This window comes from Pedobacter cryoconitis (assembly GCF_014207135.1).
GTDB lineage: Bacteria > Bacteroidota > Bacteroidia > Sphingobacteriales > Sphingobacteriaceae > Pedobacter > Pedobacter cryoconitis_D.
Genome location: NZ_JACHCC010000015.1, coordinates 92,383 through 116,886 on the forward strand (window position 1 = coordinate 92,383; position 24,504 = coordinate 116,886).

Annotated in this window: 17 protein-coding genes; 13 read left to right on the plus strand and 4 right to left on the minus strand. The window is 38.5% G+C overall.

Annotation, left to right across the window (positions count from 1 at the left end):
- Positions 1 to 262 precede the first annotated feature (262 nt).
- The gene (locus HDF25_RS24035; RefSeq protein ID WP_184628957.1) at positions 263 to 1,375 is read right to left on the minus strand and encodes a Fic family protein; all 1,113 of its coding nucleotides are present in this window, start codon (positions 1,373 to 1,375) and stop codon (positions 263 to 265) included.
- A gap of 546 nt (positions 1,376 to 1,921) precedes the next feature.
- Here HDF25_RS24035 and HDF25_RS24040 point away from each other — a divergent pair.
- The 3 genes from HDF25_RS24040 to HDF25_RS24050 all read left to right on the plus strand — a co-directional run bounded on the left by HDF25_RS24040 (position 1,922) and on the right by HDF25_RS24050 (position 5,907).
- Positions 1,922 to 2,560, plus strand: a complete 639-nt coding sequence (locus HDF25_RS24040; RefSeq protein WP_184628958.1) for a DUF6266 family protein — start codon at positions 1,922 to 1,924, stop codon at positions 2,558 to 2,560.
- A 32-nt stretch (positions 2,561 to 2,592) separates the two neighbouring features.
- Positions 2,593 to 3,246, plus strand: coding sequence for a DUF6266 family protein (locus HDF25_RS24045; protein WP_184628959.1), 654 nt, complete (start codon positions 2,593 to 2,595; stop codon positions 3,244 to 3,246).
- Between the two features lie 273 nt (positions 3,247 to 3,519).
- Complete coding sequence (locus HDF25_RS24050; RefSeq protein WP_184628960.1) at positions 3,520 to 5,907, plus strand: outer membrane beta-barrel family protein; 2,388 nt, start codon at positions 3,520 to 3,522, stop codon at positions 5,905 to 5,907.
- A gap of 126 nt (positions 5,908 to 6,033) precedes the next feature.
- Here the strand turns inward: HDF25_RS24050 and HDF25_RS24055 are convergent, their stop codons facing one another.
- Positions 6,034 to 6,915: a LysR family transcriptional regulator gene (locus tag HDF25_RS24055; protein WP_260409456.1), complete on the minus strand. Its 882-nt coding sequence runs from the start codon at positions 6,913 to 6,915 to the stop codon at positions 6,034 to 6,036.
- Positions 6,916 to 7,002: 87 nt separating this feature from the next.
- Here HDF25_RS24055 and HDF25_RS24060 point away from each other — a divergent pair, with 87 nt between their 5' ends.
- The 10 genes from HDF25_RS24060 (at position 7,003) to gldN (ending at position 20,422) form a co-directional block, all read left to right on the plus strand.
- A complete protein-coding gene (locus HDF25_RS24060) occupies positions 7,003 to 8,064 on the plus strand; it encodes a saccharopine dehydrogenase family protein (RefSeq protein WP_184628962.1) in 1,062 nt (353 codons plus the stop codon).
- 6 nt (positions 8,065 to 8,070) lie between these two features.
- Entirely contained in the window at positions 8,071 to 8,988 is a 918-nt protein-coding gene (locus HDF25_RS24065) for a DUF1338 domain-containing protein (protein ID WP_184628963.1), read from the plus strand.
- Between the two features lie 6 nt (positions 8,989 to 8,994).
- On the plus strand, positions 8,995 to 10,521 hold the full coding sequence (locus HDF25_RS24070) for an aldehyde dehydrogenase family protein (protein WP_184628964.1): 1,527 nt from the start codon (positions 8,995 to 8,997) through the stop codon (positions 10,519 to 10,521).
- Positions 10,522 to 10,548: 27 nt separating this feature from the next.
- Positions 10,549 to 13,476: an FAD-binding and (Fe-S)-binding domain-containing protein gene (locus HDF25_RS24075; RefSeq protein WP_184628965.1), complete on the plus strand. Its 2,928-nt coding sequence runs from the start codon at positions 10,549 to 10,551 to the stop codon at positions 13,474 to 13,476.
- Between the two features lie 83 nt (positions 13,477 to 13,559).
- Positions 13,560 to 14,546 carry a DUF4271 domain-containing protein gene (locus HDF25_RS24080; protein WP_184628966.1) on the plus strand — a complete coding sequence of 329 codons (987 nt, stop codon included), beginning with the start codon at positions 13,560 to 13,562 and terminating at the stop codon, positions 14,544 to 14,546.
- 9 nt (positions 14,547 to 14,555) lie between these two features.
- Positions 14,556 to 15,326, plus strand: a complete 771-nt coding sequence (locus HDF25_RS24085) for a uroporphyrinogen-III synthase (RefSeq protein ID WP_184628967.1) — start codon at positions 14,556 to 14,558, stop codon at positions 15,324 to 15,326.
- Positions 15,327 to 15,519: 193 nt separating this feature from the next.
- Entirely contained in the window at positions 15,520 to 16,884 is a 1,365-nt protein-coding gene (locus HDF25_RS24090; protein ID WP_184628968.1) for an SUMF1/EgtB/PvdO family nonheme iron enzyme, read from the plus strand.
- A gap of 51 nt (positions 16,885 to 16,935) precedes the next feature.
- Entirely contained in the window at positions 16,936 to 17,742 is an 807-nt protein-coding gene (gene gldL / locus HDF25_RS24095; RefSeq protein WP_184628969.1) for a gliding motility protein GldL, read from the plus strand.
- Positions 17,743 to 17,790: 48 nt separating this feature from the next.
- The gene (gene gldM, locus HDF25_RS24100) at positions 17,791 to 19,329 is read left to right on the plus strand and encodes a gliding motility protein GldM (protein ID WP_184628970.1); all 1,539 of its coding nucleotides are present in this window, start codon (positions 17,791 to 17,793) and stop codon (positions 19,327 to 19,329) included.
- A 7-nt stretch (positions 19,330 to 19,336) separates the two neighbouring features.
- The gene (gene gldN / locus HDF25_RS24105) at positions 19,337 to 20,422 is read left to right on the plus strand and encodes a gliding motility protein GldN (RefSeq protein ID WP_184628971.1); all 1,086 of its coding nucleotides are present in this window, start codon (positions 19,337 to 19,339) and stop codon (positions 20,420 to 20,422) included.
- Positions 20,423 to 20,472: 50 nt separating this feature from the next.
- Here gldN and uvrC read toward each other — a convergent pair whose 3' ends face one another.
- On the minus strand, positions 20,473 to 22,278 hold the full coding sequence (gene uvrC / locus HDF25_RS24110) for an excinuclease ABC subunit UvrC (RefSeq protein ID WP_184628972.1): 1,806 nt from the start codon (positions 22,276 to 22,278) through the stop codon (positions 20,473 to 20,475).
- The gene (locus tag HDF25_RS24115; protein WP_184628973.1) at positions 22,279 to 24,504 is read right to left on the minus strand and encodes a penicillin-binding protein 1A; all 2,226 of its coding nucleotides are present in this window, start codon (positions 24,502 to 24,504) and stop codon (positions 22,279 to 22,281) included.

A 24,504-nucleotide genomic window follows, 5' to 3' on the forward strand; every position in this document is an offset into this window, starting at 1 on the left:
AAGAAACAAATCTGGATGGGATGAAAAGTTAACTGAAAGAAATTCAGACCAGAGCCGTAGATCTAATCAGCCTATATATGGGCATGTATAACCCCTATTACAGTTGATTTTGGACTTGTGTAGTTATTATACCAGGTGACAATTTGTTTCAGTCAAAATTACAGAACCTGAAAATACCTCCGATCATCAGCAAATGCAAAAAGTCGATGAGATACTTATACACGAACATAAAATACTAGATGCTATATACATCTATTATTTATTATCCCTCCAATATTTGGATTAAGTCGTCATTAACATAAAATAACTCTTTACCGTCTTTTATTGGACTTAATATTTTTGCTGCAACTAGTTCATTGAAATATTTTGTAAGCGTTGTCCTGGATGTTATATTTAATTGATCACCAATGAATTTAGGTTTGATATAGGGCTGACTGAAAATTAATTCATTTACTTCTTTATTATACCATTTTATTAAACCTTTGGCGTGTGCCAGCGTTGAATCCATCTGTGCAAGTATGCTGTTAATTAGCTGGCTTGTTAATTGAGCTGTCTTTTCTACTGCTTCCAGCAAATATAGTATCCAGGGTTTCCACGAGCCTCGTTGTGTGACGATACCCAGATTATAGTAATAATCGTCTTTATTAACGATGATATATTTAGATAGATAAAGTACGGGTTGATTTAATAAGCCCGCATGTACAAGATATAATAGGTTTAGAATACGTCCGGTTCTGCCATTCCCATCGGGAAAAGGATGTATGGCTTCAAATTGATAGTGAGCAAAACACATTTTAAGTAAAGGGTCTGTGGGATATTTTTCATTGTCATTTAAATAGATCAATAAATTATCCATTAGTTTTTCTAGTACTCCAGCCCCTCTTGGTGGAGTGTAAATTACTTCGCCCGAACGAAATTCACTTTGTCCCCGCTGTATGATAGTTAATGATGCTGGTGATCGCAACCCCGATGTTGTATTTTTGATCTGTCTGAAAATTCCTAAAATACTCTCTAAATCGATATTGTTGTTTTTCTTGATGAGTCGATAGCCAGTCCATAAAGCTTCACGATACCGTAATACTTCTTTTGTTGCAACATTTGCTTTGTCTTCATGTACTGTGTCTGAAACGGCTTTATATAAAGCGTCTTCAGTTGTGAAGATATTTTCGATAGCAGTAGAAGCTTTAGCTTCCTGTAAAGCAATTGTATTCACCAGCATCAAAGGATTGGGTAATCTCATAATGCTACTGTTTACTGTCGCCAAAGCTCTTGAAGCGGTCACTAGTTTCTTTAAGATTTCAACATCATTTTCGATTTCCGAAATTGGTGGTAATAATGGTAAATCGTTGAATGGTTTGCTCCGGTCGTAAGCCATATAATGTGTCCATTTTTTAATTTCATTTGAACATGACACAAATAAACAAAATATTTTAGAACAATTGAAATGTCGTGTCCATTTTTCAATGAATTATGAACGCATTGTTTTTTGGATAAAAAAATATGGACACAAAATGATTACATGTTCATTATTTTGTGATTAATGGACGTATTTTCCGATAAGGAAATAAGGCAATCTGTGATTTTAGTATTTAAAAGGATCAACAAAAATTTAAAAGCCTGGTTGGCCTATAAACTGCTGGCTAACATACTTAGGCCACCGCTTTTGTATGGGTATGGTGCCTGTTTATCGTTGTTTAAAGCCGCAATACACTGTATTACGGCTGTGTCTGAAGTGGATCTGATACGGGTTTGATACGGGTTTGAAACGGGTCAGGGCGTATCAAACCCGTATCAAACCCATGTCAAACCCGTAATAAACTGAGGGGAAGTATAGTGCTAATATTTGTTGTAATATTATTTTTATACTGGATTTTAATGTCTATATTGTTAATGTTATTTAGTTTATGTAAAAAATTCGGTTATGGCGATACTTAGAAATGGGTCGAATGATGGTTTCATTGGCAGGAGTGGTAATACAGTCACTTATTTGCGGTATGGAAAACTGGTAAAGAGAACAATTGGTTTACGAACAGATAAACCAACGGTTCCAGTATTAAGAAGCAGACAGGTAACTGCCCTGATTACTGCTTTACTGAAACCTGTTAAAAGCTTCATTGCCGTTGGGTTTGAACTGGAAGGAAAACTTAAACTTACGAGTTATTATACTGTAGCTACTTCTTATAACCGGCTAAATGCAATTTCAGGTACCTATCCTGAGCAGCGAATAGATTTTACAAAAGTTTTATTTAGCCGTGGCAAGATGCCCCTTACACCGGATGCTTCTGTACGCCGGACGGAGAAAGGTTTGATTTTTAACTGGGATGCCAGCTTTACTGCATCAGGAGTAAACGGAAATGACCAGGTGATGCTGATGGCTTATGCTCCAGGTAGTTCAGGTACTGTATTTCAATTGAATGCTGGCAGGAGAAGTGAAGGACAAGCAATTTTATCCATTCGTAAAAGGAGAAAACCATTATTACTGGAAACTTATATCTCCTTCATGTCTGAAAATCGAAAAAGGGTTTCTAACAGTATTTATACGGGCCACATTATCTGGTAAATAGATTGGCTCAGCAATAAAAATAAATAATCATGGCAATCTTAAAGCAGGGTTCAATAGGAGTATTCACCGGAAAAATAGGTGCATTAGTAATTGTGAAGTGGAAAGATAAGTATGTTGGCAAAAGTAAGCCAAAATCAACATCAAAAAAGGCTACAGTTTTACTGGATACCCAGCAGTCTAAGTTCAGAATAGCTGGTAAATTTCTGCGTATGGTTAAGTCTGTAGTGCCTTTTAGTTTTCAAAAGGTGCCTAAAAATATGACGGCGATGAACTATGCCATGTTGTATAATCTAAAACATTCAATCAAGGGTGCATATCCTGATTTTGCTTTGGATTTTGCTCAGGTGAAGTTAAGTGAACCGGCAGATTATACAACCGAAATTGATAACGGATTTAATGTATCAGGGACTGCGTCCGGTAAAAAAATTAAAATATCCTGGGAAGAAGATGAACTGCCGGAATCTGATGGGACAAAACCGACAGACCGGGCTTATTCTTTTATTTATCATCCTGGAAAAAAGACATTTATTAATCCATTGCCTCCACAAAGAAGTGAGTTAGGTATTGAGATTAATTTGCCGTCTGCATTTTTGGGTAAGGTACATTTATGGATTTTCTTTGCGTCTGAGGATTATAAATTTGTGTCGCAGACGCGGTATATGGGAGAGTTTAGTGTTCTATAACCTGGATGCCGTAATTGCTTAGTAGGGTATCGTGTAAATAGCTTTAGAATAACACAATTCCGTATTTAGGCTACCAAACTATTACGTGAGTTTATTATCAAAGGTTTTGTCGCAGACATAAAATAGCTAATTAACATTGAGGGGATTCGTTATGAGTCTCATTATAGCAGGCTGTTTCTCCGGATTTTTAAGGAGCGACCAAAATTTCTATCAATTAATGGGTGCTCAATTTTGCAACTTGGACTGAATTATTATTTCCGTAGATAAAGACAAATGAAAAAATATATTTTTATTTTATGCCTTTCCATATATTCAATTACTGCTTTTAGTCAACATAAAGTTACTGGAAGAATTCTAGATGAAAATAATTATCCAATAGATCTGGCTAAAGTTATAATGTCTGTCAATGATTCCATTATACAGGAAACTTTCACTAATCCAAATGGGGAATTTTCTCTAATGGCAAATGACCAGAATTATAAATTTGTTATTTATTATATCGGAGAAGTCATATTTAAAAAAGACCTGGTAGTAAATGGAAATATAGACCTTGGAGTTATAAAATCCCAAAAAATATTAAAACTTGCAGAAGTTAATATAGTTGGAAAGCGTAAAGTCATTGAAAGGAAAATAGATAGATTAGTTTTTAATCTGGATAGGACTATTTTATCTTCCGGGGGAGATGCGATTGATGCATTGAAGATTACCCCTGGAGTAAGATTAAAGGGTGAAGAAATTTCTTTAGTTGGTAAAGACCGCTTACAAGTAATGATCGATGGCAAAATAGTAAATATGTCAGGTGATAATTTAAATGATTTTTTGAGATCTATATCTTCTGACAATATAAAAAGTATTGAGGTCATTACAACTCCGCCTGCAAAGTATGAGGCAGAGGGAAATAGCGGAATGTTGAATATCATTCTAAAGAAAAATAATATTAATAACTGGAATGCAACACTTGGAACTAGCTATACGCAAAGAACGTACGGGACTAAATCTATAACAGGTAATTTGAATTATAATAAGAACAAAGTTTCGATTTATTCTAATTTTAATTTAAGTGATGGATATAAACGATTAGATGACAATAATCAGGTTTACTATCCAAGTAATTTATGGTCCCAAAATAATCCCAGAAAAGCAGGAAATACTTCTTTTAGTGGGAGAATCGGTTTAGGTTACGATGTTAGCAAGATCTGGAGTACAGACCTACAGTATCTGGGAAGTGTCTCTGACATTAGAACTAGTGATAATCCATTAACATCAATATCTAATTATTTAAATGGAGGAATTGACTCTTACATAAGTTCAACCTCTAAAACCGACAAAAAACCAAGTCTCAATTCCATTACATGGAATAATGCAATTAAACTAGATACTAATGGCAGCAATATTTTGGTTTCTCTAGATTATTTCCGGTTTAATAATTCTGATTCAAGAAATTATAATGGAAACTCATTAGATAAGAATGGCGTTGTTTTGCCGAATACATATTTTGCAGCTATTAATAGTAACAACCAGAAAATCACAAATTATTCAGTGAAGATTGATGGACAGTCTAAATCAAAATTGGTAGACCTTGATTTTGGATATAAATACTCATCTTCAGAAACGAATAACTCGATCAGGTTTTTTAACAATGATAGTGGTGTAGAGAAATTAGATACAAACAACACTAATTACTTTAAATATAATGAAAAAATTCATGCAGTATATATTTCTGGAAATAAGAAATTTGATAGTAAATGGGAGTCTAAGGTTGGTTTAAGGGAGGAATATACAAGGAGTATGGGGATCTCTGAAAATAATAACCAGACTACAAAAAATAGTTATGTTCAATTCTTTCCTACTGCTTACCTTTCTTATACTGCGAATGAGAATAATAATTTTTCGTTCGCCTATAGCAGGAGAATTGATAGACCAAAATTTGAACAATTAAACCCCTTTAAAGCGTATGATAGTCCATATATTTATATAGAAGGAAATCCTTTCTTACAACCTTCTTTTACTAATAATTTAGAACTAGTATATGCTTACAAGACATTAGAAAATAAATTTTATTTTAGCAATAAAACGGCGGGTTTTGAACAATTCGGGATTGCAGATCCAAATACAAATATAACGAGGTTTTTCGTTGATAATTTTCTTACTTCTAGGAAATTTGGGATTTCTGAATCATACACATATGATAAAGTTAAATGGTGGACAAGTTCTAATAGTTTGGATTTTAACTATGCAGTTTCACATTCTAGTAATCCTGTTACGGCAAAGCAAAGAAATGGATATAGTAGTTATATTTCTTCATATAATGACTTTAATCTTAATAAAGCCAAAAGTATGGCGCTGAGTGTGAACTATTGGTATAGTTTACCTGGAGTTGATGGTCTAGATAAGGTGAGTTCAGCAAACTCTCTTTCTCTTGCGTTTAAATTACTTTTATTGAACAAAAATTTGCAAATTACGATTGCCGGTAATGATATTTTTGGTACAGAGAGGTATACTCTTACTAGTTATACAAATGATATAAAGCTTGTATATAGAAACTATTATGATAACCGTTCATTCCGTTTTGGCGTATCTTATAAATTCGGTAATCAAAAAATCAAAGTTAATTCAGGAAAAACGGGTAATGAAGATGAAAGACTTAGAACCGCAAATTAAATGATTAAAATTGTAGCTGTTTTGTAGATACGCCAAGGAGTTTAAACACAAAGAAGGAAACTATATTATTGGTGTGGAATCATGGCAAAATTCCAGCTCCCGCAAAAGCATTGACTACCCTGTCTTTTAATTGAGCATTTCAAGGAAATAGGGCAGTGCTGAATTGTCATTCAATTTATTCCAGACGGCGTATAACTCAGTTTGTTGCGGTATATTTTTCAATTCTATAAATTTAATATTGGGGTTTTCGGTTGTCGCCAGCGATTTAGGTATAATTGATAGGCCCATCCCATTTTCTACCAACTTAAAAATAGTTGGCGCATGGATAGAACGATGTGTGATATTGGGGGTAAAGCCCTGATCAGCGCATAAATTGATGATCTGCTGGTAGTATAACTGACTTTGATCGTTTGGAAACAAAATAAAATGCTCGTCTTTTAACTCCCCGACGTGATTGAATTTCGCTGCGGTCATAGGATGGGCTTTTGGTAAAACCAGCGTAAAGTTTTCTTTAAAAACACTTTTGATCATCATGTTCTGGCCTACCTGATTAGAGCGCATAAAACCGAGATCTATATCTCCTTTCTGCAAAGCTGCCAATTGCTCTTTATTGGTTAGTTCCTCCAGATAGAATTTAATATTAGGACAATCACTGTTGAATTTTTTAAGTAAACCTGGTAATATGGATTGCATGGCCGAGGCGACGAAACTGATTCCGATCTGCCCAGTGTTTCCTCTTTTGAGCAGCTTTAAATTATTCAGTGCTGTCTGCATCTTATGGATTACCTGTATAGCATCCTTATAAAATAATTTACCCGCATCATTCAATACTACACGCTTATTGATTCTGTCAAAAAGAGAAAGCTCCAGCAGATTTTCCAGTTGTTTGATCTGCTGACTCAATGCTGACTGGGAGATGTAAAGTTTTTCTGCTGCTTTACGGTAGTGCAATTCTTCTGCTAAAACCTTAAAATAATGGAGATGCCTTAGTTCTATTTGATTAGTCATACTTATCATGATTGAAGTAATCAGTATTAATACTAATGGTAAATCTAAAGATATTTGAGGTAATTAACCAAATACAACCCAAAACACATGATCTATAAAATTTTAAGTCTAGGACTAGGTAAAGTAGGAACATTGGTAGCAACCCTGCTCAGTGAACAGTTTGAAGTAACAGGTATGGACAAACAGGCTCCTCATTACGACTATGAATTGCCTTTTGATATTCTGACCGGGGATGTCTCTGACCTGTCACTGATGGAAAAAACTATAGGACGGTTTGATGCTGTGGTTTCGGCGCTGCCATATTTTTTAAACAGCCCTGTGGCAAGGATAGCACATAAACTGGGAAAACATTATTTTGATTTAACTGAAGACGTACCTACTACTGATGAGATCAGGAAACTAAGTGAAACAGCAACGGCAGTTATGGCTCCGCAATGTGGTCTGGCACCGGGAATTATCGGGATTATTGGTGCGCATCTGGCAAAGGATTTCGACAAACTGCGTTCTATTGATATGCGTGTAGGGGCTTTACCTAAATACCCAAATGGAAAGATGGGCTATGCTTTTACCTGGTCGGCGGCAGGGGTCGTCAATGAATATATTAATGATGCAGAGGCTATCCATAATGGAAAACGGAAAATGGTACCCTCTCTGCAAGGTAAGGAAGTCATTAATATAGAAGGAGCAGCATATGAGGCTTTTTATACTTCAGGTGGTCTGGGTACGATGTGTGAAACTTATGAGGGCAAATTAGACAGGCTGGATTATAAAACTATCCGTTATCCGGGACATTGTGATCTGATGAATTTTCTGGTTCATGAGCTTCATATGAAAGAAGATAAACAGCAACTGGAAGATATTCTTAAAAATGCCAAACCTCCTGTAGAAGAAGATGTAGTCATTATTTATGCAGATGCAGAAGGCTGGAAAAATAAAGAGCTGAAACGAAATGAGTTTTGTAAAACCTATGGCCCGATTATGCTGAACGGAAATTCATGGCGTGCTATTTCGTGGACTACGGCAGCGAGTTTAGTGGCGGTAATCGAGATGGTAGCTAATGGTTCATTACCAGCTAAAGGTTTTATTAAACAGGAAGAGATTTCTTTTGAAGCACTCTTAAACACTAGATCTGGTAGTTTATTTAAATAACAAAATATGAATTTTAACGAGCAAACTCCACTGGATATATTCCTGAATACGCTTTTTGAACGTTACCGGACTGCCGTTCCGGCGGTGGATTTAATTACAACTGCTTTACTTGATCAGGGTGTAATCCATTCTCAGGAAGAGATTGTGAATGATCATATTGCTTTCAGAACTTTAGGTGTGCCTCATCTGGGTATTGATTCTTTTGAGAAGATCTTTCTGTATCACGGATACCGGAAGATGGACCATTATTATTTTGAGGGTAAGAAACTCAATGCTTACTGGTATGCTCCGTCATTACCCAATTATCCAAGAATATTTCTAAGCGAACTGATGGTTTCTCAGCTTTCTGAAAATGTGCAGCAGACGATCAAAAGTTATACTGATGCCATCACAGCTGATCCGGTAGATGCTATTGATCTGGATAATGGTGAAGCAATAGCTACTTTCCTTCATGAACCGCTTTGGAGATTACCGATCCTGGAGGATTATAATTTACTACTGGAAGAGAGCGAATACGCTGCCTGGGTAATTTATAACCGCTATTATCTGAATCATTATACAATAAGTGTACACGCTTTAAAAGAAGGGTATAATACACTACCCGATTTCAATCACTTTGTGGAAGGGCTGGGTATTAAATTAAATAATTCCGGGGGTAAGATTAAAACCAGTGAAGATGGGATGCTGAGTCAGAGCAGCACAGTAGCTGGTTTACAGGAAGCTGTTTTTGCTAATGGAGAGACCAGGGAAATCGCAGGCAGTTATGTAGAGTTTGCGGAACGCCAGGTTTTACCACAATTCAGAAGTCTTCCGGCTGAGGAAATCAAACCGGAGCATCGGAGAGATGGATTTGAAACAAATAATGCTGATAAAATTTTTGAGAGTACATATACTGATCAGACAAAAACTATTACTGATAAATAAAAAATCATGAAGAACATATTAAAATCAACAGGTATTGAGTCGCATAATGAAGGAACTTCTACAGGAAGTAACTGGATCAAAACTGATGGACCCGGAATTACTTCCTGGTCACCTGTAGATGGTAAGGAAATTGCCACAGTTCAGACCTCAACAAAGGAAAACTATGATAAGGTTGTTGTGAAAGCACAGGAGGCTTATCTGGAGTGGCGGTCGTGGCCTGCGCCTAAAAGAGGTGAAGTGGTCAGACAAATTGGGGATGCACTGAGAGCGAATAAAGAAAGTTTGGGTAAACTGGTTGCTTATGAAATGGGCAAAAGTTTACAGGAAGGTTATGGGGAAGTACAGGAGATGATCGATATCTGTGATTTCGCTGTTGGTTTATCGAGACAGTTACATGGATTAACCATGCATTCGGAGCGTCCTTTACACAGAATGTATGAGCAATGGCACCCGATAGGAATTGTAGGGATCATATCTGCATTTAATTTCCCGGTTGCAGTCTGGAGCTGGAATGCGATGCTGGCCTGGATTTGTGGAAATGTATGTATCTGGAAGCCGTCCGAAAAAACACCTTTAACTGCTGTAGCGTGTCAAAAAATTGTAGCTGCTGTTTTTGCTGCCAATCACGTGCCGGAAGGCGTAAGCGGACTAATTAACGGAGGAAGAGAAGTTGGGGAATGGTTAAGTAAAGATGCACGTATCCCATTGGTTTCAGCAACAGGATCAACCAGAATGGGTAAATTGGTGGCCGCTACTGTAGCCGAAAGGTTAGGAAGATCCCTGCTTGAATTAGGAGGGAATAATGCCATCATTATTTCTTCAGCAGCAGATGTGGATACGGCTTTGATAGGTGTGGTTTTTGGAGCGGTTGGAACTGCAGGGCAGCGCTGTACAACTACTCGCCGGTTAATTATTCACGAAAGCATTTACGCTGATTTTACAGCGAAGCTGGTTAAAGCTTACGGACAGTTAAGAATTGGAAGTCCGCTGGATGAAAAGAATCACGTAGGGCCGTTGATTGATTCGGATGCAGTTAAGGCATATATGGATACTATCAGTAAGATAAAAGAACAAGGAGGACAGTTTTTGGTTAATGGCGGTATACTTGAGGGAGGTGAATATACTTCTGGATGTTATGTTAAACCATGTATTGCTGAAGTTCAGAATTCTTTCCCAATTGTACAGCATGAGACTTTTGCGCCCATCTTATATGTGATGAAGTATACCGAAATGGCCGATGCTATTGCTATGCAGAATGATGTTCCGCAAGGCCTTTCTTCATCAATAATGACATTAAATATGCGTGAAGCAGAATTGTTTTTATCAGCACAAGGTTCTGACTGTGGAATTGCCAATGTAAATATAGGGACATCAGGCGCCGAAATCGGAGGTGCATTTGGCGGTGAAAAAGAAACAGGTGGTGGTAGAGAAAGTGGATCTGATGCCTGGAAAGCTTATATGCGCAGACAAACCTGTACGATAAATTATGGTGCAGTATTACCACTGGCACAAGGAATCAGGTTCGATCTTTAGACAAATAATAATAAGCTTACCCAATTTATGAAATCCAAACTCCGGGAACTGTCTGCTTTGTTGCAGGGCAATCTTTTTACCGATGATCAGACGCGTATCCTGTATGCTACAGATGCTTCAGCCTACAGGGAACTGCCAGTGGCGGTAGCCATCCCTCATACAGTCAGTGATCTGAAGGAGTTAATTTTGTTTGCAGACAGAGAAGGATGTTCATTGATTCCCCGTACCGCTGGTACATCACTGGCAGGTCAGGTAGTAGGTAAAGGAATTGTTGTGGATGTATCGAAACACTTTAATCAGATTCTGGAACTTAACAAGGAAGAACGCTGGGTAAGAGTACAACCCGGGGTGGTGCGTGATGAGCTGAACCAGTATTTGAAGCCCTATGGTCTTTTCTTTGGCCCGGAAACCTCAACAGCTAACCGGGCTATGATCGGAGGAATGGTCGGCAATAATTCGTGCGGATCAAATTCATTAATATACGGGAGTACGAGGGAGCATACGCTTGAAATTAAAGCATTGTTGAGTGATGGTACTGAGGTGGATTTTAAATCGATGAACTTCGAGGCTTTTATTGATAAATGTTCGGGAGATACTCTGGAAGCTGCGGTTTACCGTAATATCAGGGGGGTACTCGGCAACTATGAAAACCAGGTTTCTATCCGGGAGGAGTTCCCGGTTAAAAGTATTTTACGGCGAAATACAGGATATGCGATTGATTTATTGCTGGAGACTGCTCCTTTTACCGCGGGACAAGAAGATTTTAATTTCTGTAAACTCATCGCGGGATCTGAGGGTACATTAGCTTTTATTACTGAGATTAAGTTAAATCTTGAGCCTTTACTTCTGGAGGAAACAGCCTTACTTTGCATCCATTTTAATTCTATTGATGAGGCTATCAGGGCAAACCTGATAGCCTTAAAGTATAAGCCAAGGGTGAGTGAGCTGATTGATCATTATATTCTGGAGTGTACTAAAGGTCATATTGAGCATCTTCAAAACCGGTTTTTTGTGGAAGGTGATCCGGCTGCTGTGCTTGTTGTAGAATATGCAGGTAAAGACAGAGAGGACATTACCGTAAAAGCCGCACAGGTGGAGGCTGAAATGCGTGCAGTAGGATTGGGTTATCATTTCCCTTTGTTATTCGGGAAGGATATGTCGAAAATATGGGCACTCAGAAAAGCTGGCCTGGGCTTATTAAGCAATTTGCCCGGTGATGAAAAGGCTGTAGCTGTAATTGAAGATACTGCTGTCGACGTGAATGACCTGCCTGCTTATCTGAGAGATTTCAATGAAATATTGAAGAAACATGGTTTGTTCTCTGTCCATTATGCACATGCCGGTACAGGAGAAATTCATCTGAGGCCAATCCTCAATCTGAAAACGGCAGAAGGGAACAGGCTGTTCAGGGTGATCGCCGAAGAGATAGCCACTCTGGTGAAGAAGTATAAGGGTTCATTGAGTGGTGAACATGGGGATGGCAGATTAAGAGGTGAGTTCATTGAACAGATGATCGGGGCACATAACTATAGTTTACTTCGGGAGGTTAAAGCAGCCTGGGATCCGAAGCACATTTTCAACCCCGGAAAAATCACAGATACTCCTCCGATGGATAGTATGTTGCGTTATGAACCCGGGCAGAAAGTAGTTCCTGTTAAAACTGTATTCCGTTATCCCGGACAGAATATCCTGCAGCACGTTGAACAATGTAATGGTTCGGGCGACTGCCGGAAGTCTCATTTAGCGGGCGGAACCATGTGCCCTTCATTTATGGCAACCAGGAATGAAAAGGATACGACCAGGGCCAGAGCGAATATATTACGTGAAATGCTGACTCACTCCGGTAAGGATAATCGTTTTGATCACCAGGAGATCAAAGAAGTCATGGATTTGTGTTTAAGCTGTAAAGGTTGTAAATCTGAATGTCCTTCTAATGTAGACATGGCTAAACTCAAGGCCGAATTCCTCCAGGGATATTACGATGCTAACGGTGTGCCGTTAAGAACCAGGATGATTGCTGGTTTTAGTCTGTTGAACCGAATGGCTTCGATCGTTCCGGGATTGTATAACCTGATGATGAACCATCAGCGGATTAGTCCGGTAATTAAACGGCTTTGTGGTTTTGCTCAGGCACGTTCTCTGCCAAATCTATACCATACGACCCTGAGAAAATGGTTTTACAAAAGACTCGGATCTGAAAGAATAACAAAAGGCACCGGGACGAGGGTTGTGTATTTCTTCTGTGATGAATTTACTGATTATCTCGATACAGAGATTGGTATTAAGGCGATTCTGCTACTTGAACATTTAGGTTACCAGGTCATTATTCCACGACATGTGGAGAGTGGAAGAGCATGGTTGTCTAAGGGATTGCTACATAAAGCAAAAAAAATAGCACAGTACAATGTCTTTTTACTGGACCCATTGATTACAGAACAGACACCATTGGTTGGTGTAGAGCCATCAGCAATATTGAGCTTTAGAGATGAATATGTAGACCTGGTTGACGAGCCTCAGCTTGATCCGGCACGAAAGCTGGCAAAAAATGCATTGTTAATAGATGAGTTCATTGCCAGGGAAATCAAAAACGGGAATATTACCAGGGAACAGTTCACGCTCGAGAGTAAAGAAATCAGACTACATGGGCATTGTCAGCAAAAAGCGTGGTCGGCTTTAACATTCTCCGAGCAGATCCTTTCTTTTCCTGAAAATTACAGGGTTGAGGTGATTCCCTCAGGGTGTTGTGGAATGGCCGGTTCTTTTGGTTATGAAAAGGAACACTATGAATTGTCCATGCAGATCGGGGAGCTGGTTTTACTGCCGGCAGTCAGGAAACAGGCTGAAGAAGTAATTATTGCTGCTACAGGCACAAGCTGCAGGCATCAGATCAAGGATGGTACTGCAAGAAAGGCACTGCATCCTGTAGAAGTATTGTATGACGCACTCGTCCGGTAGGTTTCCTTTGTATTTGTGTTAATTATGAAATAATAATAGCTTAAATTTGCACAAAGGAATAATCCCGCTACTTTTACAATTCAATGTATAAATATTTTTTGGTGACTTTTTTCCTGCTGTGCATTGCAGGCTTTGGGAAGGCGAATGTGCAGAACCTGCCCGTTGCCAGAGATTCTACTATAAAACGCTGGGTTTATAAGCCCAGGATAGTCAGAGACTCTGCATTTCTTGCGCGACAGAAATTTGTTACAGATTCTATCATGACCCATACCTGGATCCTCCCGGATTCACTGATCAATAAACATATGTTAATTGACAGTATCGTAAAAGCTAACGTTTTTGAGAAACTGGATCTGAATGCCTGGTTTAAAAAATACAGCAAATTAAAAAAAATCAGCCGTTTCAGAACGGGCAATCCCCTGCATAAAGGGCAGACCTGGGTGCTCGGTTTTATTGTGTTACTTCTGGTCGTTTTTGCGGTGTTAAGGATCTCTTTTTCGAAGCAATTACAGAGTATCGTGCAATCTTTTTACAGTAATCGAGGGTTAAATAACCTGAATAAGGAAGATAATGTGTTCAGTTCCTGGCCATTTTTGTTCTTATTTATACAATTTGGATTTACAATCGGGATGTTTTTTTATCTGGTTGCGCAATATTATCAGCTCGCTTATGTTCATCAGGGTTTCCGTTTTTTTGTCAGCGTTTCCATCCTGATTGTTGTCTTATATGCAATGAAAATTTTGCTGCTTCGGGTGCTTGGTCACCTGTTTAACATCCAAAAACCTATCCACGAGTACATTTCTATATTATATTTGAGTTATTTTAACATCTCTTTAATATTCATTCCGTTGGTCGTAGCTTTTGCATTATCACCAATGAAATATGGTATATACTATATAGTTATCTCATTTATTCTGCTGGCTGTTATCTTCACGTTTCAATTTATAAGAGCAGGAATAAATATTTTATCTCATTATCGGTTTTCAAAATTCTATTTATTTATGTACTTTTGTGCCCTCGAAATATGTCCTATTTTGATATTAATCAAGGCCGTAGGATTAGAGCTGTAATTAGGTAAAATGCAAGAAAGAACAGAAGATAGGTTGCGTAAAGTAAAAAGTATACTGATAACTTTGCCGAAACCGGAAACAGAGAAATCTCCATACTTTGATTTGGCTAAGAAATATAACTTAAAAGTTGATTTCAGGTCATTCATTCATGTGGAGGGTATTCCAGCCAGAGATTTTAGAAAAGATAAAATCGCATTAGGTGATTACACTGCTGTAGTTTTTACAAGCAGGAATGCAGTGGATCATTTTTTTAGAATTTGCGAAGAAATGCGGTATGAAGTACCAGCAGATCTGAAATATTTTTGTATTTCAGAATCAACTGCGCTTTATTTGCAGAAGTACATTCAGTACCGGAAACGCAAAATTTTCTTTGGCAAGCAGACAGCTGCCGATTTAGCTGAAGTATTGAAGAAACATGCAGGGGAGAAATTCCTTTACCCATGTTCTGATGTGGCTACTGAAGATACAATGAATTTTCTATTGAAAAATGGATATGATCTGACCCCGGCGGTATTGTTTAAGACAGTTGTAAGTGATCTTTCTGATCTTGCTGAAGTGACTTATGATATGATTGCTTTTTTCAGTCCTTCAAGTATTCAGTCACTTTATACAAACTTTTCTAACTTCCAGCAAAATAATACTCGTATTGCAGCGTTTGGAGTAAATACGCATAAGGCAGTGAGGGATAATAACCTGATTGTTGATATTGCAGCCCCATCACCAGAGTCACCATCCATGATTATGGCGATTGAAAATTATATTAAGAAATCGAACAAATAATAAAGAGGTGTTGATATATTTTCCCATATTGGGGAATATGCTGCAAGCCTGGGAATTTTTAAAACTAAAAAGCAAGATGTTACAGAATCGTTAACATCTTGCTTTTTTTGCTTTTAAGACATATTTTTATCTCATAATAATTGTTTATATCAATCATAATTGATAAAATTGTTGTAAAATTGCTCTACGGCTTATGAGGAAAATTTACACACTGGGTTTTATATTAGTTACGGCATTGTTTACGAGCTGCGGAAAAGGTGGGCAAGGTGAGCTCGTTGGTGCTTATAATAAAAAATTCAATAACAAGAAAATGCCGAGAGGGATGGTTTATATACCTCAGGGTAAAACGCTGATCGGTATGTCTGATGAGGATATTAACAACTCTCAGACTTCTCCAAGTAAAATGACCTCATTCAGTGCCTTTTACATGGATGAAACTGAGATGACCAATGCTAAATACAGACAGTTTGTGAATTGGGTGAGAGACTCAGTTGCTTTAACATCTGTTGGTCCTACAGGAGCCCCTGCTTATTTTATCAATGCTAAAACTACCCCGGGAGGAGCTACGCTTTCTTCACAGAAAAATATTGACTGGAAAAAGGTTGGTAATGGCTCTGTGCTCTGGAATGATAAAAAAGGTGGCCTGAGCGCTAAATTCAAAGACATGTACTATACCGGAGACGATGCTTTGCCTGGTCGTAATGAGCTTGATATTAGAAAATTAAGATATTCCTATAGTATTGTGAATCTAGACCTGGCAGAAGCCGGAAGGAAAGACCCTACTAAAAAACGTAAAGATTTTATTGAAAGTTATGTGGATTCACCTGATCCGAATAACCCTAATCAGTTTCCCTCTATCAATGTTTATCCGGACACTATGGTCTGGAAATTAGATTATTCTTATACTCAGAATGATCCGATGGTGAAATCTTATTTCAATCACCCTTCTTATGATAATTATCCTGTAGTTGGTGTGACCTGGGAACAGGCAAATGCTTTCTGTGTATGGCGTACCCGTTTGTATGAACCGGTTGCTGCTTCAAGAAAAATTCCTTTGAGTTCCCGTCCTGAGTATAGATTACCAACAGACGCTGAGTTTGAATATGCTGCAAGAGGTGGTAAGGTAAAGACGAAATATCCCTGGGGAGGTCCTTATATAAGAAATGCCAAAGGATGTATGCAGGCTAACTTTAAAGTAGGAAGAGGTAACTATGCCGACGACGGAGGTTTGTATACAGTCAATGTGAAATCTTATTTCCCGAATGATTATGGTTTGTATAATATGGCAGGTAATGTTTCAGAGTGGACAGTAACGGCCTATAATAATTCGGCCGCACCATTATTACTGGATTTTAACCCTAACTTCACTTATGTGGCTAAACCTTCAGACAGCAAATACCTTAAACGTAAGGTGGTTAAAGGTGGCTCCTGGAAAGATATAGGTTTCTTCCTTCAGAATGCAGTAAGCACTTACGAATACCAGGACCAGGCAAGATCCTACATAGGATTCAGATGCGTTTCTTCTTATGCAGGTACTGATATTCATTTCAAAAACTAAGTCGATCCAATTTCAATTATAAAAATTTAAACAACATCTATCTAGTATAATATGGCAGCAAAAAAGAAATTTGATTTGTTACACGTAGCAATATCATGGGGAGCGAGTGTAGTAATTATCGGGGCATTATTTAAAATCCTTCACATTGGTGGTATCATGGGAAATTACATGATCGGTATCGGTTTGGGTGTTGAAGCTTGTTTATTCTTTATCACTGGATTTTTTCCGCCAGCACAAGAACCCGCATGGGAGAAAGTATATCCTGAATTAAGCGATGATTTTACAGGTGAATTACCTAAGGCGTCAGCAAGACCAGTTGCAGCAGCCGGTTTTTCTTCAACTGCTGCTTTAGATAAAATGCTTGTTGACGCTAAAATAGGTCCTGAATTAATTGAAAGTCTGGGTACTGGGTTACGTACCTTCGGAGATAAAGTATCTACTATATCAACAGTTGCTGATGCTACATTGGCTACTAATGATTTTACTGGAAAAGTTAAGTTAGCCTCTGCTGGTTTTGATCAGCTGAACGGTGCATTTGGTAAAGCAACCACCCAACTGGTAGAACTGGGTGAGAGCGGAACTGCTTCTAAAAGCTACCATGAGCAGGTAACTGCCCTTTCTAAAAATTTATCGGCCCTGAATGCTGTTTATGAATTAGAATTACAAGATTCTACTTCTCATCTTAAATCTATGAACAAATTTTATCAGAACCTTTCTGATACGATGAGTAACTTCAATGAGTCAATGGACGATTCGAAACAATTTAAGGAAGAAGTAGGTAAACTTGCTAAAAATCTATCGTCGCTGAATGCTATTTATGGCAATATGTTAACAGCAATGAACCAGCCACGTCCTTAATCAGGTAATCATTTATTTTAATCACCAGAGAGAACCATAACCATAAAAATGGCCGGAGGAAAAGAAACAACGAGGCAGAAGATGATCAATATCATGTATTTGGTATTGTTAGCTATGCTTGCCCTAAACGTATCTGATACTATACTGAATGCCTTCAAGAATATCAATGATAGTCTTGAATCTTCAAAGACAAATGTAAACACGAGTATTGATCAGTTATTTACTGCATTTCAGAATACCAAACTTAAGGAGGAGCCTGCAAGGGCTCAGCCGATCTGGGAGAAAGCTAACCAGGCGAAGAAATATGCTGATGACCTGACCAGTTATATTCAACAACTGAAACAACGATTTAATACCGCTGGTGGAGGAATCGATGAACAGACTGGTGATATGGTTGAAAGAGGAAACCAGGATATCGCTCAGGGGATCATGATCAACAACAAAGAAGGAGTGAAGCTGAAAGCTAAGATCAATGAGACCCGTGAAAAACTGATTGCACTTTTGAGCCCTGAAGACCGTAAACATGTTTCTTTCTCACTGGAAGCTAATGATGCGACAAAAAGAGTAGAAGGTAAAAAAGCATGGGAAGATATCAACTTTGGTGAAGGTACTCCATTAACAGCTGCAAATACAGTTTTAACAAAGATTCAGGCAGATACAAAAAATGCAGAAGCTGAGATTGTTAAAAAATTATTCGGAAATATGGATAAGTCTCTGGTCAACCTCGATCAGTTTGCTGCTGTAGCTGTAGCTCCGACTTCTTATGTGATACAGGGCCAGCCTTATACTGCACAAGTATTTTTAACAGCAAGCGATTCTAAATCAAGTCCTGAAATCAGTGTTGGCGGCGGAAAATTAGCAACTAAAGAGGGTAAAGGAACTTATACAGGAAGTACTGGTTCAGTTGGCGTGTTTAAATGGGTTGGTACAATCCGTGTAAAACAAACTGACGGACAGATTAAAGAATACAGGACACCTGAACAAAGTTATCAGGTTGCCAAGCCTTCAGCTACTGTTTCACCAGATAAAATGAACGTGATTTATGCAGGAATTCCGAATCCGTTTTCTGTATCTGCTGCAGGTTTTCCTTTGGAAAGCGTAAAAGCAAGTATTTCAGGTGGATCGATCAGCGGAGCTAACGGAAAATATTCTGTAAGCGTAGGTGGTGATCAGATTGGTAAAACGTTAAATATTACCGTTACTGCTAATAATGCAGGTAAATCCGTCAATCTGGGGTCGCAACAATTCAGGGTTAAGGCTTTACCTACACCTAAAGCACTTGTTAAAGGCAAATCAGGCGGTAATGTTGAATTGGAATGGCTGGCGAGGTCAGGAGCGATCGAAACTGAACTGGAAGATTTCGTATTTGATATTAAATACAAAGTAATCAGGTTTAACGCTACCTTTATTAATCCAAGATCTGATGCTGTTAATATTCAAAACAGCGGAGGCTCATTCAGCGGACAGATTAAAGGTGCTTTAAATTCAATTAAACCAGGAGCAACAGTTATCTTTAAGGATATTATAGCTGAAGGTCCTGATGGCAGACAGAAGAATTTAGATGGTATAACATTTACAGCTAAATAGAATTAAGATGAAACAATTTTTATACCTGATTATCCTGTTGGTTTTAGGTAATGCATCTTTTGCCCAGGACAAAACTGTAAAACCAATAGTCAGCCAGCGTCCTAAGATAAAGGCTGTTAAAACAACGGATACGCCAGTACCAGCACAACAACCTGTTACTACAGCTCCGGCTACTGTTACGCCTGTGGCAGATGCAGGTAATCAGCCTGTACAAACGGCTAAGCCACTAGGTGTTGTGCCTACTGCAAATGCAACAGCAAACGCACCTGTAGCTACAAGCGCTGCAGCTGGTTCACAATCTTTACTGAAAAAATCAAAGATCAAGATACCGCCAAAAGACGGCTTTTTTGAGAGAAAAGATGTAGACAGTAGTGTGATGGTTCCTTATGCTGACGTAAGGGAGGAAGACGTTTTCTATTCTAAAAGGATCTGGCGTGAGATTGATTTAAGAGATACGATTAATTCGGTATTAAATACTGACAAATCCAAATTGATTGAAATCCTTCTGGAAGCTATCGGAAATGAAGAATTAACAGCCTATTCACCTAAGGATACCGTTGCTGGTAAATTATTGGAAGATAATGACTCTTTCCGTATTGCTTTAACCAGTGCTGAAGCGCTGAGAAATGCAAGAGGTACAGCCGAGGGAGAGGCTGATGCAAAAGGCAAAATCGGCGAACCGACTTTAAGAAGGTTAAGACCGGATGAGTTCCAGAAATACAGAATTAAGGAAGACTGGATTCTGGATGTGAAGCGCTCAGTGTTCGAACCACGTATTGTTGGTATTGCTCCAATGAAAATGGTAGAAGGTAACTGGCAGCCTGTATTCTGGATCTATTACGATGAAGCCAGAACAATCTTAAGTAAGAAAAAGCTGGTAGACCCATCAAATGATGCTTCGGTATTGACCTATGATGATTTCTTTGTGCGACGTCTTTTCTCAAGCAATATTGTCAAAGAGACCAATCCGGCGAATAAAACGATCGTGGAAATTCTGAATCAGACAGATCCTAAAGACCCGAGAAAGTTATATGAATCGGAACGTATTAAAAAAGGAATGTCAGATTACGAACAGAGTTTGTGGGAATACTAAGATGAAATATAAGAGCGCTGTTATCCTAAAAGATAACAGCGCTTTTGCTTTTAGGCTTTTTTTGCGCTGAAATGAGCGAGTAGTGTTTTGACCTGTGTTTTGTTTAAGACCTGTTCCAGTTCGGTTTCTGAGGCCTCTTTAATTCGTTTTACGGATTTAAACTGACGGAGCAGCTTATCCGCGGTAGCTTTACCAATACCGGTTATTTCTTCAAGCTCTGTCTTTAAAGTTCCCTGATCTCTTTTCTTTCTGTGGAAGGTGATCCCGAAACGGTGAGCTTCATCACGAAGTTGCTGAATAATTTTCAGCGTTTCAGATTTTTTATCCAGATGTAAAGGGTAGCTGTCTCCTGGATAATATAGTTCCTCCAGCCTTTTCGCGATTCCTATTACAGTTACCTTCTTGTCTATACCCAACTTTTTAAGACTACTTACAGCAGAAGATAACTGGCCTTTGCCGCCGTCAATGATGATCAATTGAGGTAATGTCCCTTCTTCCTCTAACATGCGCTTATATCGCCTGTAAACGGCTTCTTCCATAGTCGCGAAATCATTCGGGCCTTCTACAGTTTTAACATTAAAATGTCTGTAGTCTTTTTTTGAAGGTTTAGCATCTTTAAAGACGACAATTGCCGAAACGGGATAAGCCCCCTGGAAATTGGAGTTATCAAAACACTCAATATGAACAGGCAGCTGAGTCAGCATTAAATCTTTCTGCATTTGCGTTAAGATACGCTCAGACCTTAAATCAGGGTTGAGTTTTTCATACTGATTCAGCTTTTCCCGTCTGAAAAATAATACGTTTTTATGTGAAAGTTCCAGCAGGTTTTTTTTCTCTCCTAGTTTTGGAACAGTGAATTTCAGGTTTTTATCATTCAGTTTGATTTCAAAAGGAACGATGATCTCTCTCGAAGTGCTGCTGAATTTGGTCCTGAATTCGGTAATTGCCAGTGTCAGCAGCTCCTCATCAGATTCGTCCAGTCGTTTTTTGATTTCAATAGTCTGCGTCTGAATAATGCTGCCGTTCATTATTTTCAGATAATTGACAAAAGCATAACGTTCATCAGAGGCAATACTAACCACATCTACATTGGTAATGGAGCTATTAACTACTGTCGATTTACTTTGATATTTTTCTAAGACCAGCAGTTTTTTCTGGTATTGATGAGCATATTCAAAATTCAGCTCAGTGACTGCATTTTTGATAATCTGTTTAACGTCTTTGATTACATTGCCGATTTTACCATTCAGAATATCCTTGATTTCTTCAATACTTTGATCATAATCTGTATCGGATTGATAAGCCTGGCAGGGGCCTTTACAATTGCCTATCTGGTATTCAAGGCATACTTTGAATTTTCCGGCATTGATATTTTCTTCACTAAGCGGAAGATTACAGGTACGTAAAGGATAAGTCTCTTTAATAAGCTCCAGGATCGTATGCATCATCCCTACAGAAGCATAGGGGCCAAAATAGGTTGATCCGTCCTTAACCATCTTTCTGGTCCAGTACAAACGTGGGAAAGGCTCTTTTTTGATGATAATCCATGGATAGGTCTTATCATCTTTCAACATAATATTATACCTGGGCTGATGCTTTTTAATCAGGCTGTTTTCAAGCAGCCATGCGTCGATCTCAGTATCCACTATGGTAAAAGTGATTTTCCGGATTTTGGAAACCAATACTTTGGTTTTACCATTCATCTGGTTATCCTGGTTGAAATAAGAGCCAACCCGGTTCCTTAAATCTTTGGCTTTACCAATATAAATGAGTGTACCCTCCTGATCCCAGTATTGATAAACACCGGGTTTATGAGGAATATCGGCTAATGCCTTTTTGTAATCAAAAATGCTCATTTAAAAACCCAGCTTCTTATCCAGTTCTGTGGTATCAGTTTGTTGCTGTTGATATTGGTTACAATCGTAAGTGATAGATACACCGTTTTTAGGGGCTTCAAATTCTCCTTTACTGACTTTTAATTTTGAATTGGCATAAACCTTTTTGAAAAATCCACCAAAAACAGGCATTGCCGTTTTGGAACCTTCACCTTCTCTGGTATTGATAAAGTGGAAAGCACGATCCTCGCAACCCGTCCATACACCGGCAACAAGATCAGGAGTAATACCTACAAACCAACCATCAGAGTTATTCTGTGTAGTTCCGGTTTTACCACCAACTGGATTTTTTAAACCATATTTACTGATCAGTCCATAACCGAGACCATTTCTGACTACACCTATAAGCATGCGGTTCATGACATAGGCTACATCTTCATTCAGCGCAGGGTGTTTTTGTGGGGTTTGTGAGAATAGTACTACACCATTTTTATCTTCAATTCTTAAAATATAAGTAGGTTGTGTCCATACACCTTTATTGGCAAATACACTATAAGCACCCACCATATCAAAGACAGAAGCATCAAAAGATCCCAATGCAATGGAAGGATAAGCAGGTACATTTGAAGTGATCCCCATCTTTTTGGCAAGAGTAGCTACTGCAGTCGGACCTACCTGTTTCATTAAATAAGCTGCCACATAATTCTGAGAGAAGGCCAGGGCTTTCTGTAGCGTAATATAACCAGGAATAGTTCCGCCAGATTTTGGGGTCCATGGAGCGCTTCCCGGGATATCAATAGTAACTGGCTCATTTAAGACCTGGTAACAAGGAGAATAACCATTTTCAATAGCGACTGAATAGGTGAAAGGTTTGGCTGTTGAACCAACCTGTCTGGTACCCATTTTTACCTGATCATATTTAAAATGCTCATAATTAATTCCACCTACCCAGGCTTTGACATAACCCGTTTTCGGGTCCATAGCCATCATCGCATTTCTCAGCAGTAATTTGTAATACCTAACCGAATCGATAGGCTTCATTAAGGTATCCAGATTCCCTTTCCAGGTAAAGATGCTCATTTCGGTAGGCGTATTAAAATCAGCTTTAATCTCTTCATCTGATTTTCCTTCCTGTTGTAATGCTTTATAGCGGTCAGATCTTTTGATCCCCTGATCAATCTGTAATTCTTTATCCTTAAAAGGGTTTTTTCCTTTCCAGCCTCTGATAAATTGTGCCTGAAGTGTTTGCATTGCCTCTTTTTGTGCTTCTTCGGCATAGACCTGCATATCATAATTGATCGTGGTCACGATTTTTAGTCCGTCCCTGTCCAGATCATAAGGAGTACCATCGGCTTTTAAGATAGATCGTTCCTGGAAAATTCTTTTGATATCATTTTTAAGCACAGCTCTGAAATAAGGAGCAATCCCGTCATTAACTGTCGCTGCACTAAATTTAAGGGCTAATGGTTTTGTTTTTTCCTCATCAAACTGCTGCTGGGTCATCAGATCTTCCTTTACCATATTCGCCATAACTGTATTACGGCGGGCCAGTGACCTTTCAGGGTTGCGGGTAGGAGAGTAACGGGTAATTCCTTTTTGCAGTCCAACCAGTGTCGCTGCCTGGGTGACTGTCAGTTTATCGGGAGTAGTGTTGAAATAAACTCTGGCTGCCGATTTGATTCCATAGGCCTGGTTACCAAAATCCACTGTATTTAAATACATGGTGATGATCTCTTCCTTGGTAAAATTACGTTCCAGTTTTACGGCAACAATCCATTCCTGAAATTTCTGCATCAGACGTTTAAAGAAATTACGCTGACGGCCTTCTTCAGAGAAAAGGTTCAGGGCCAGCTGTTGTGTAATTGTACTGGCACCTTGTTTCTTACCGATGATATTATAAAAAATAATCGAAAAAGTACGTTTGAAGTCGATCCCCGAATGTTCTTTAAAACGGGTATCTTCTGTAGCGATCAGGGCATTAATCACATTTTGTGAAATCTCCGGGTAAGTTACATTAGAGCGGTTCTGTACAAAATAAGTACCCAGAACCCTTTTATCTTCTGTTAATATTTCAGTAGCCTGATTACTTTTTGGGTGTTCAATATCTCTGAAGGATGGCAGGGTTCCAAATAGCCCGAAACCAATTGCAACGATAAAAAGGGCAAACAGGATCACGCCGCCTATTAATAACTTCCAGAGTGTGATATTATATTTTTTAATCTCTGCAGCTGAAATATTTTTGGTCAT

What these genes read in the sequence shown, in the direction of transcription:
- HDF25_RS24035 (WP_184628957.1), bottom strand. Translation starts at nt 1,375, where the DNA reads ATGGCTTACGACCGGAGCAAACCATTCAACGATTTACCATTATTACCA.
- HDF25_RS24040 (WP_184628958.1), top strand. Translation starts at nt 1,922, where the DNA reads ATGGCGATACTTAGAAATGGGTCGAATGATGGTTTCATTGGCAGGAGT.
- HDF25_RS24045 (WP_184628959.1), top strand. Translation starts at nt 2,593, where the DNA reads ATGGCAATCTTAAAGCAGGGTTCAATAGGAGTATTCACCGGAAAAATA.
- HDF25_RS24050 (WP_184628960.1), top strand. Translation starts at nt 3,520, where the DNA reads ATGAAAAAATATATTTTTATTTTATGCCTTTCCATATATTCAATTACT.
- HDF25_RS24055 (WP_260409456.1), bottom strand. Translation starts at nt 6,915, where the DNA reads ATGACTAATCAAATAGAACTAAGGCATCTCCATTATTTTAAGGTTTTA.
- HDF25_RS24060 (WP_184628962.1), top strand. Translation starts at nt 7,003, where the DNA reads ATGATCTATAAAATTTTAAGTCTAGGACTAGGTAAAGTAGGAACATTG.
- HDF25_RS24065 (WP_184628963.1), top strand. Translation starts at nt 8,071, where the DNA reads ATGAATTTTAACGAGCAAACTCCACTGGATATATTCCTGAATACGCTT.
- HDF25_RS24070 (WP_184628964.1), top strand. Translation starts at nt 8,995, where the DNA reads ATGAAGAACATATTAAAATCAACAGGTATTGAGTCGCATAATGAAGGA.
- HDF25_RS24075 (WP_184628965.1), top strand. Translation starts at nt 10,549, where the DNA reads ATGAAATCCAAACTCCGGGAACTGTCTGCTTTGTTGCAGGGCAATCTT.
- HDF25_RS24080 (WP_184628966.1), top strand. Translation starts at nt 13,560, where the DNA reads ATGTATAAATATTTTTTGGTGACTTTTTTCCTGCTGTGCATTGCAGGC.
- HDF25_RS24085 (WP_184628967.1), top strand. Translation starts at nt 14,556, where the DNA reads ATGCAAGAAAGAACAGAAGATAGGTTGCGTAAAGTAAAAAGTATACTG.
- HDF25_RS24090 (WP_184628968.1), top strand. Translation starts at nt 15,520, where the DNA reads ATGAGGAAAATTTACACACTGGGTTTTATATTAGTTACGGCATTGTTT.
- gldL (WP_184628969.1), top strand. Translation starts at nt 16,936, where the DNA reads ATGGCAGCAAAAAAGAAATTTGATTTGTTACACGTAGCAATATCATGG.
- gldM (WP_184628970.1), top strand. Translation starts at nt 17,791, where the DNA reads ATGGCCGGAGGAAAAGAAACAACGAGGCAGAAGATGATCAATATCATG.
- gldN (WP_184628971.1), top strand. Translation starts at nt 19,337, where the DNA reads ATGAAACAATTTTTATACCTGATTATCCTGTTGGTTTTAGGTAATGCA.
- uvrC (WP_184628972.1), bottom strand. Translation starts at nt 22,278, where the DNA reads ATGAGCATTTTTGATTACAAAAAGGCATTAGCCGATATTCCTCATAAA.
- HDF25_RS24115 (WP_184628973.1), bottom strand. Translation starts at nt 24,504, where the DNA reads ATGACCAAAAATATTTCAGCTGCAGAGATTAAAAAATATAATATCACA.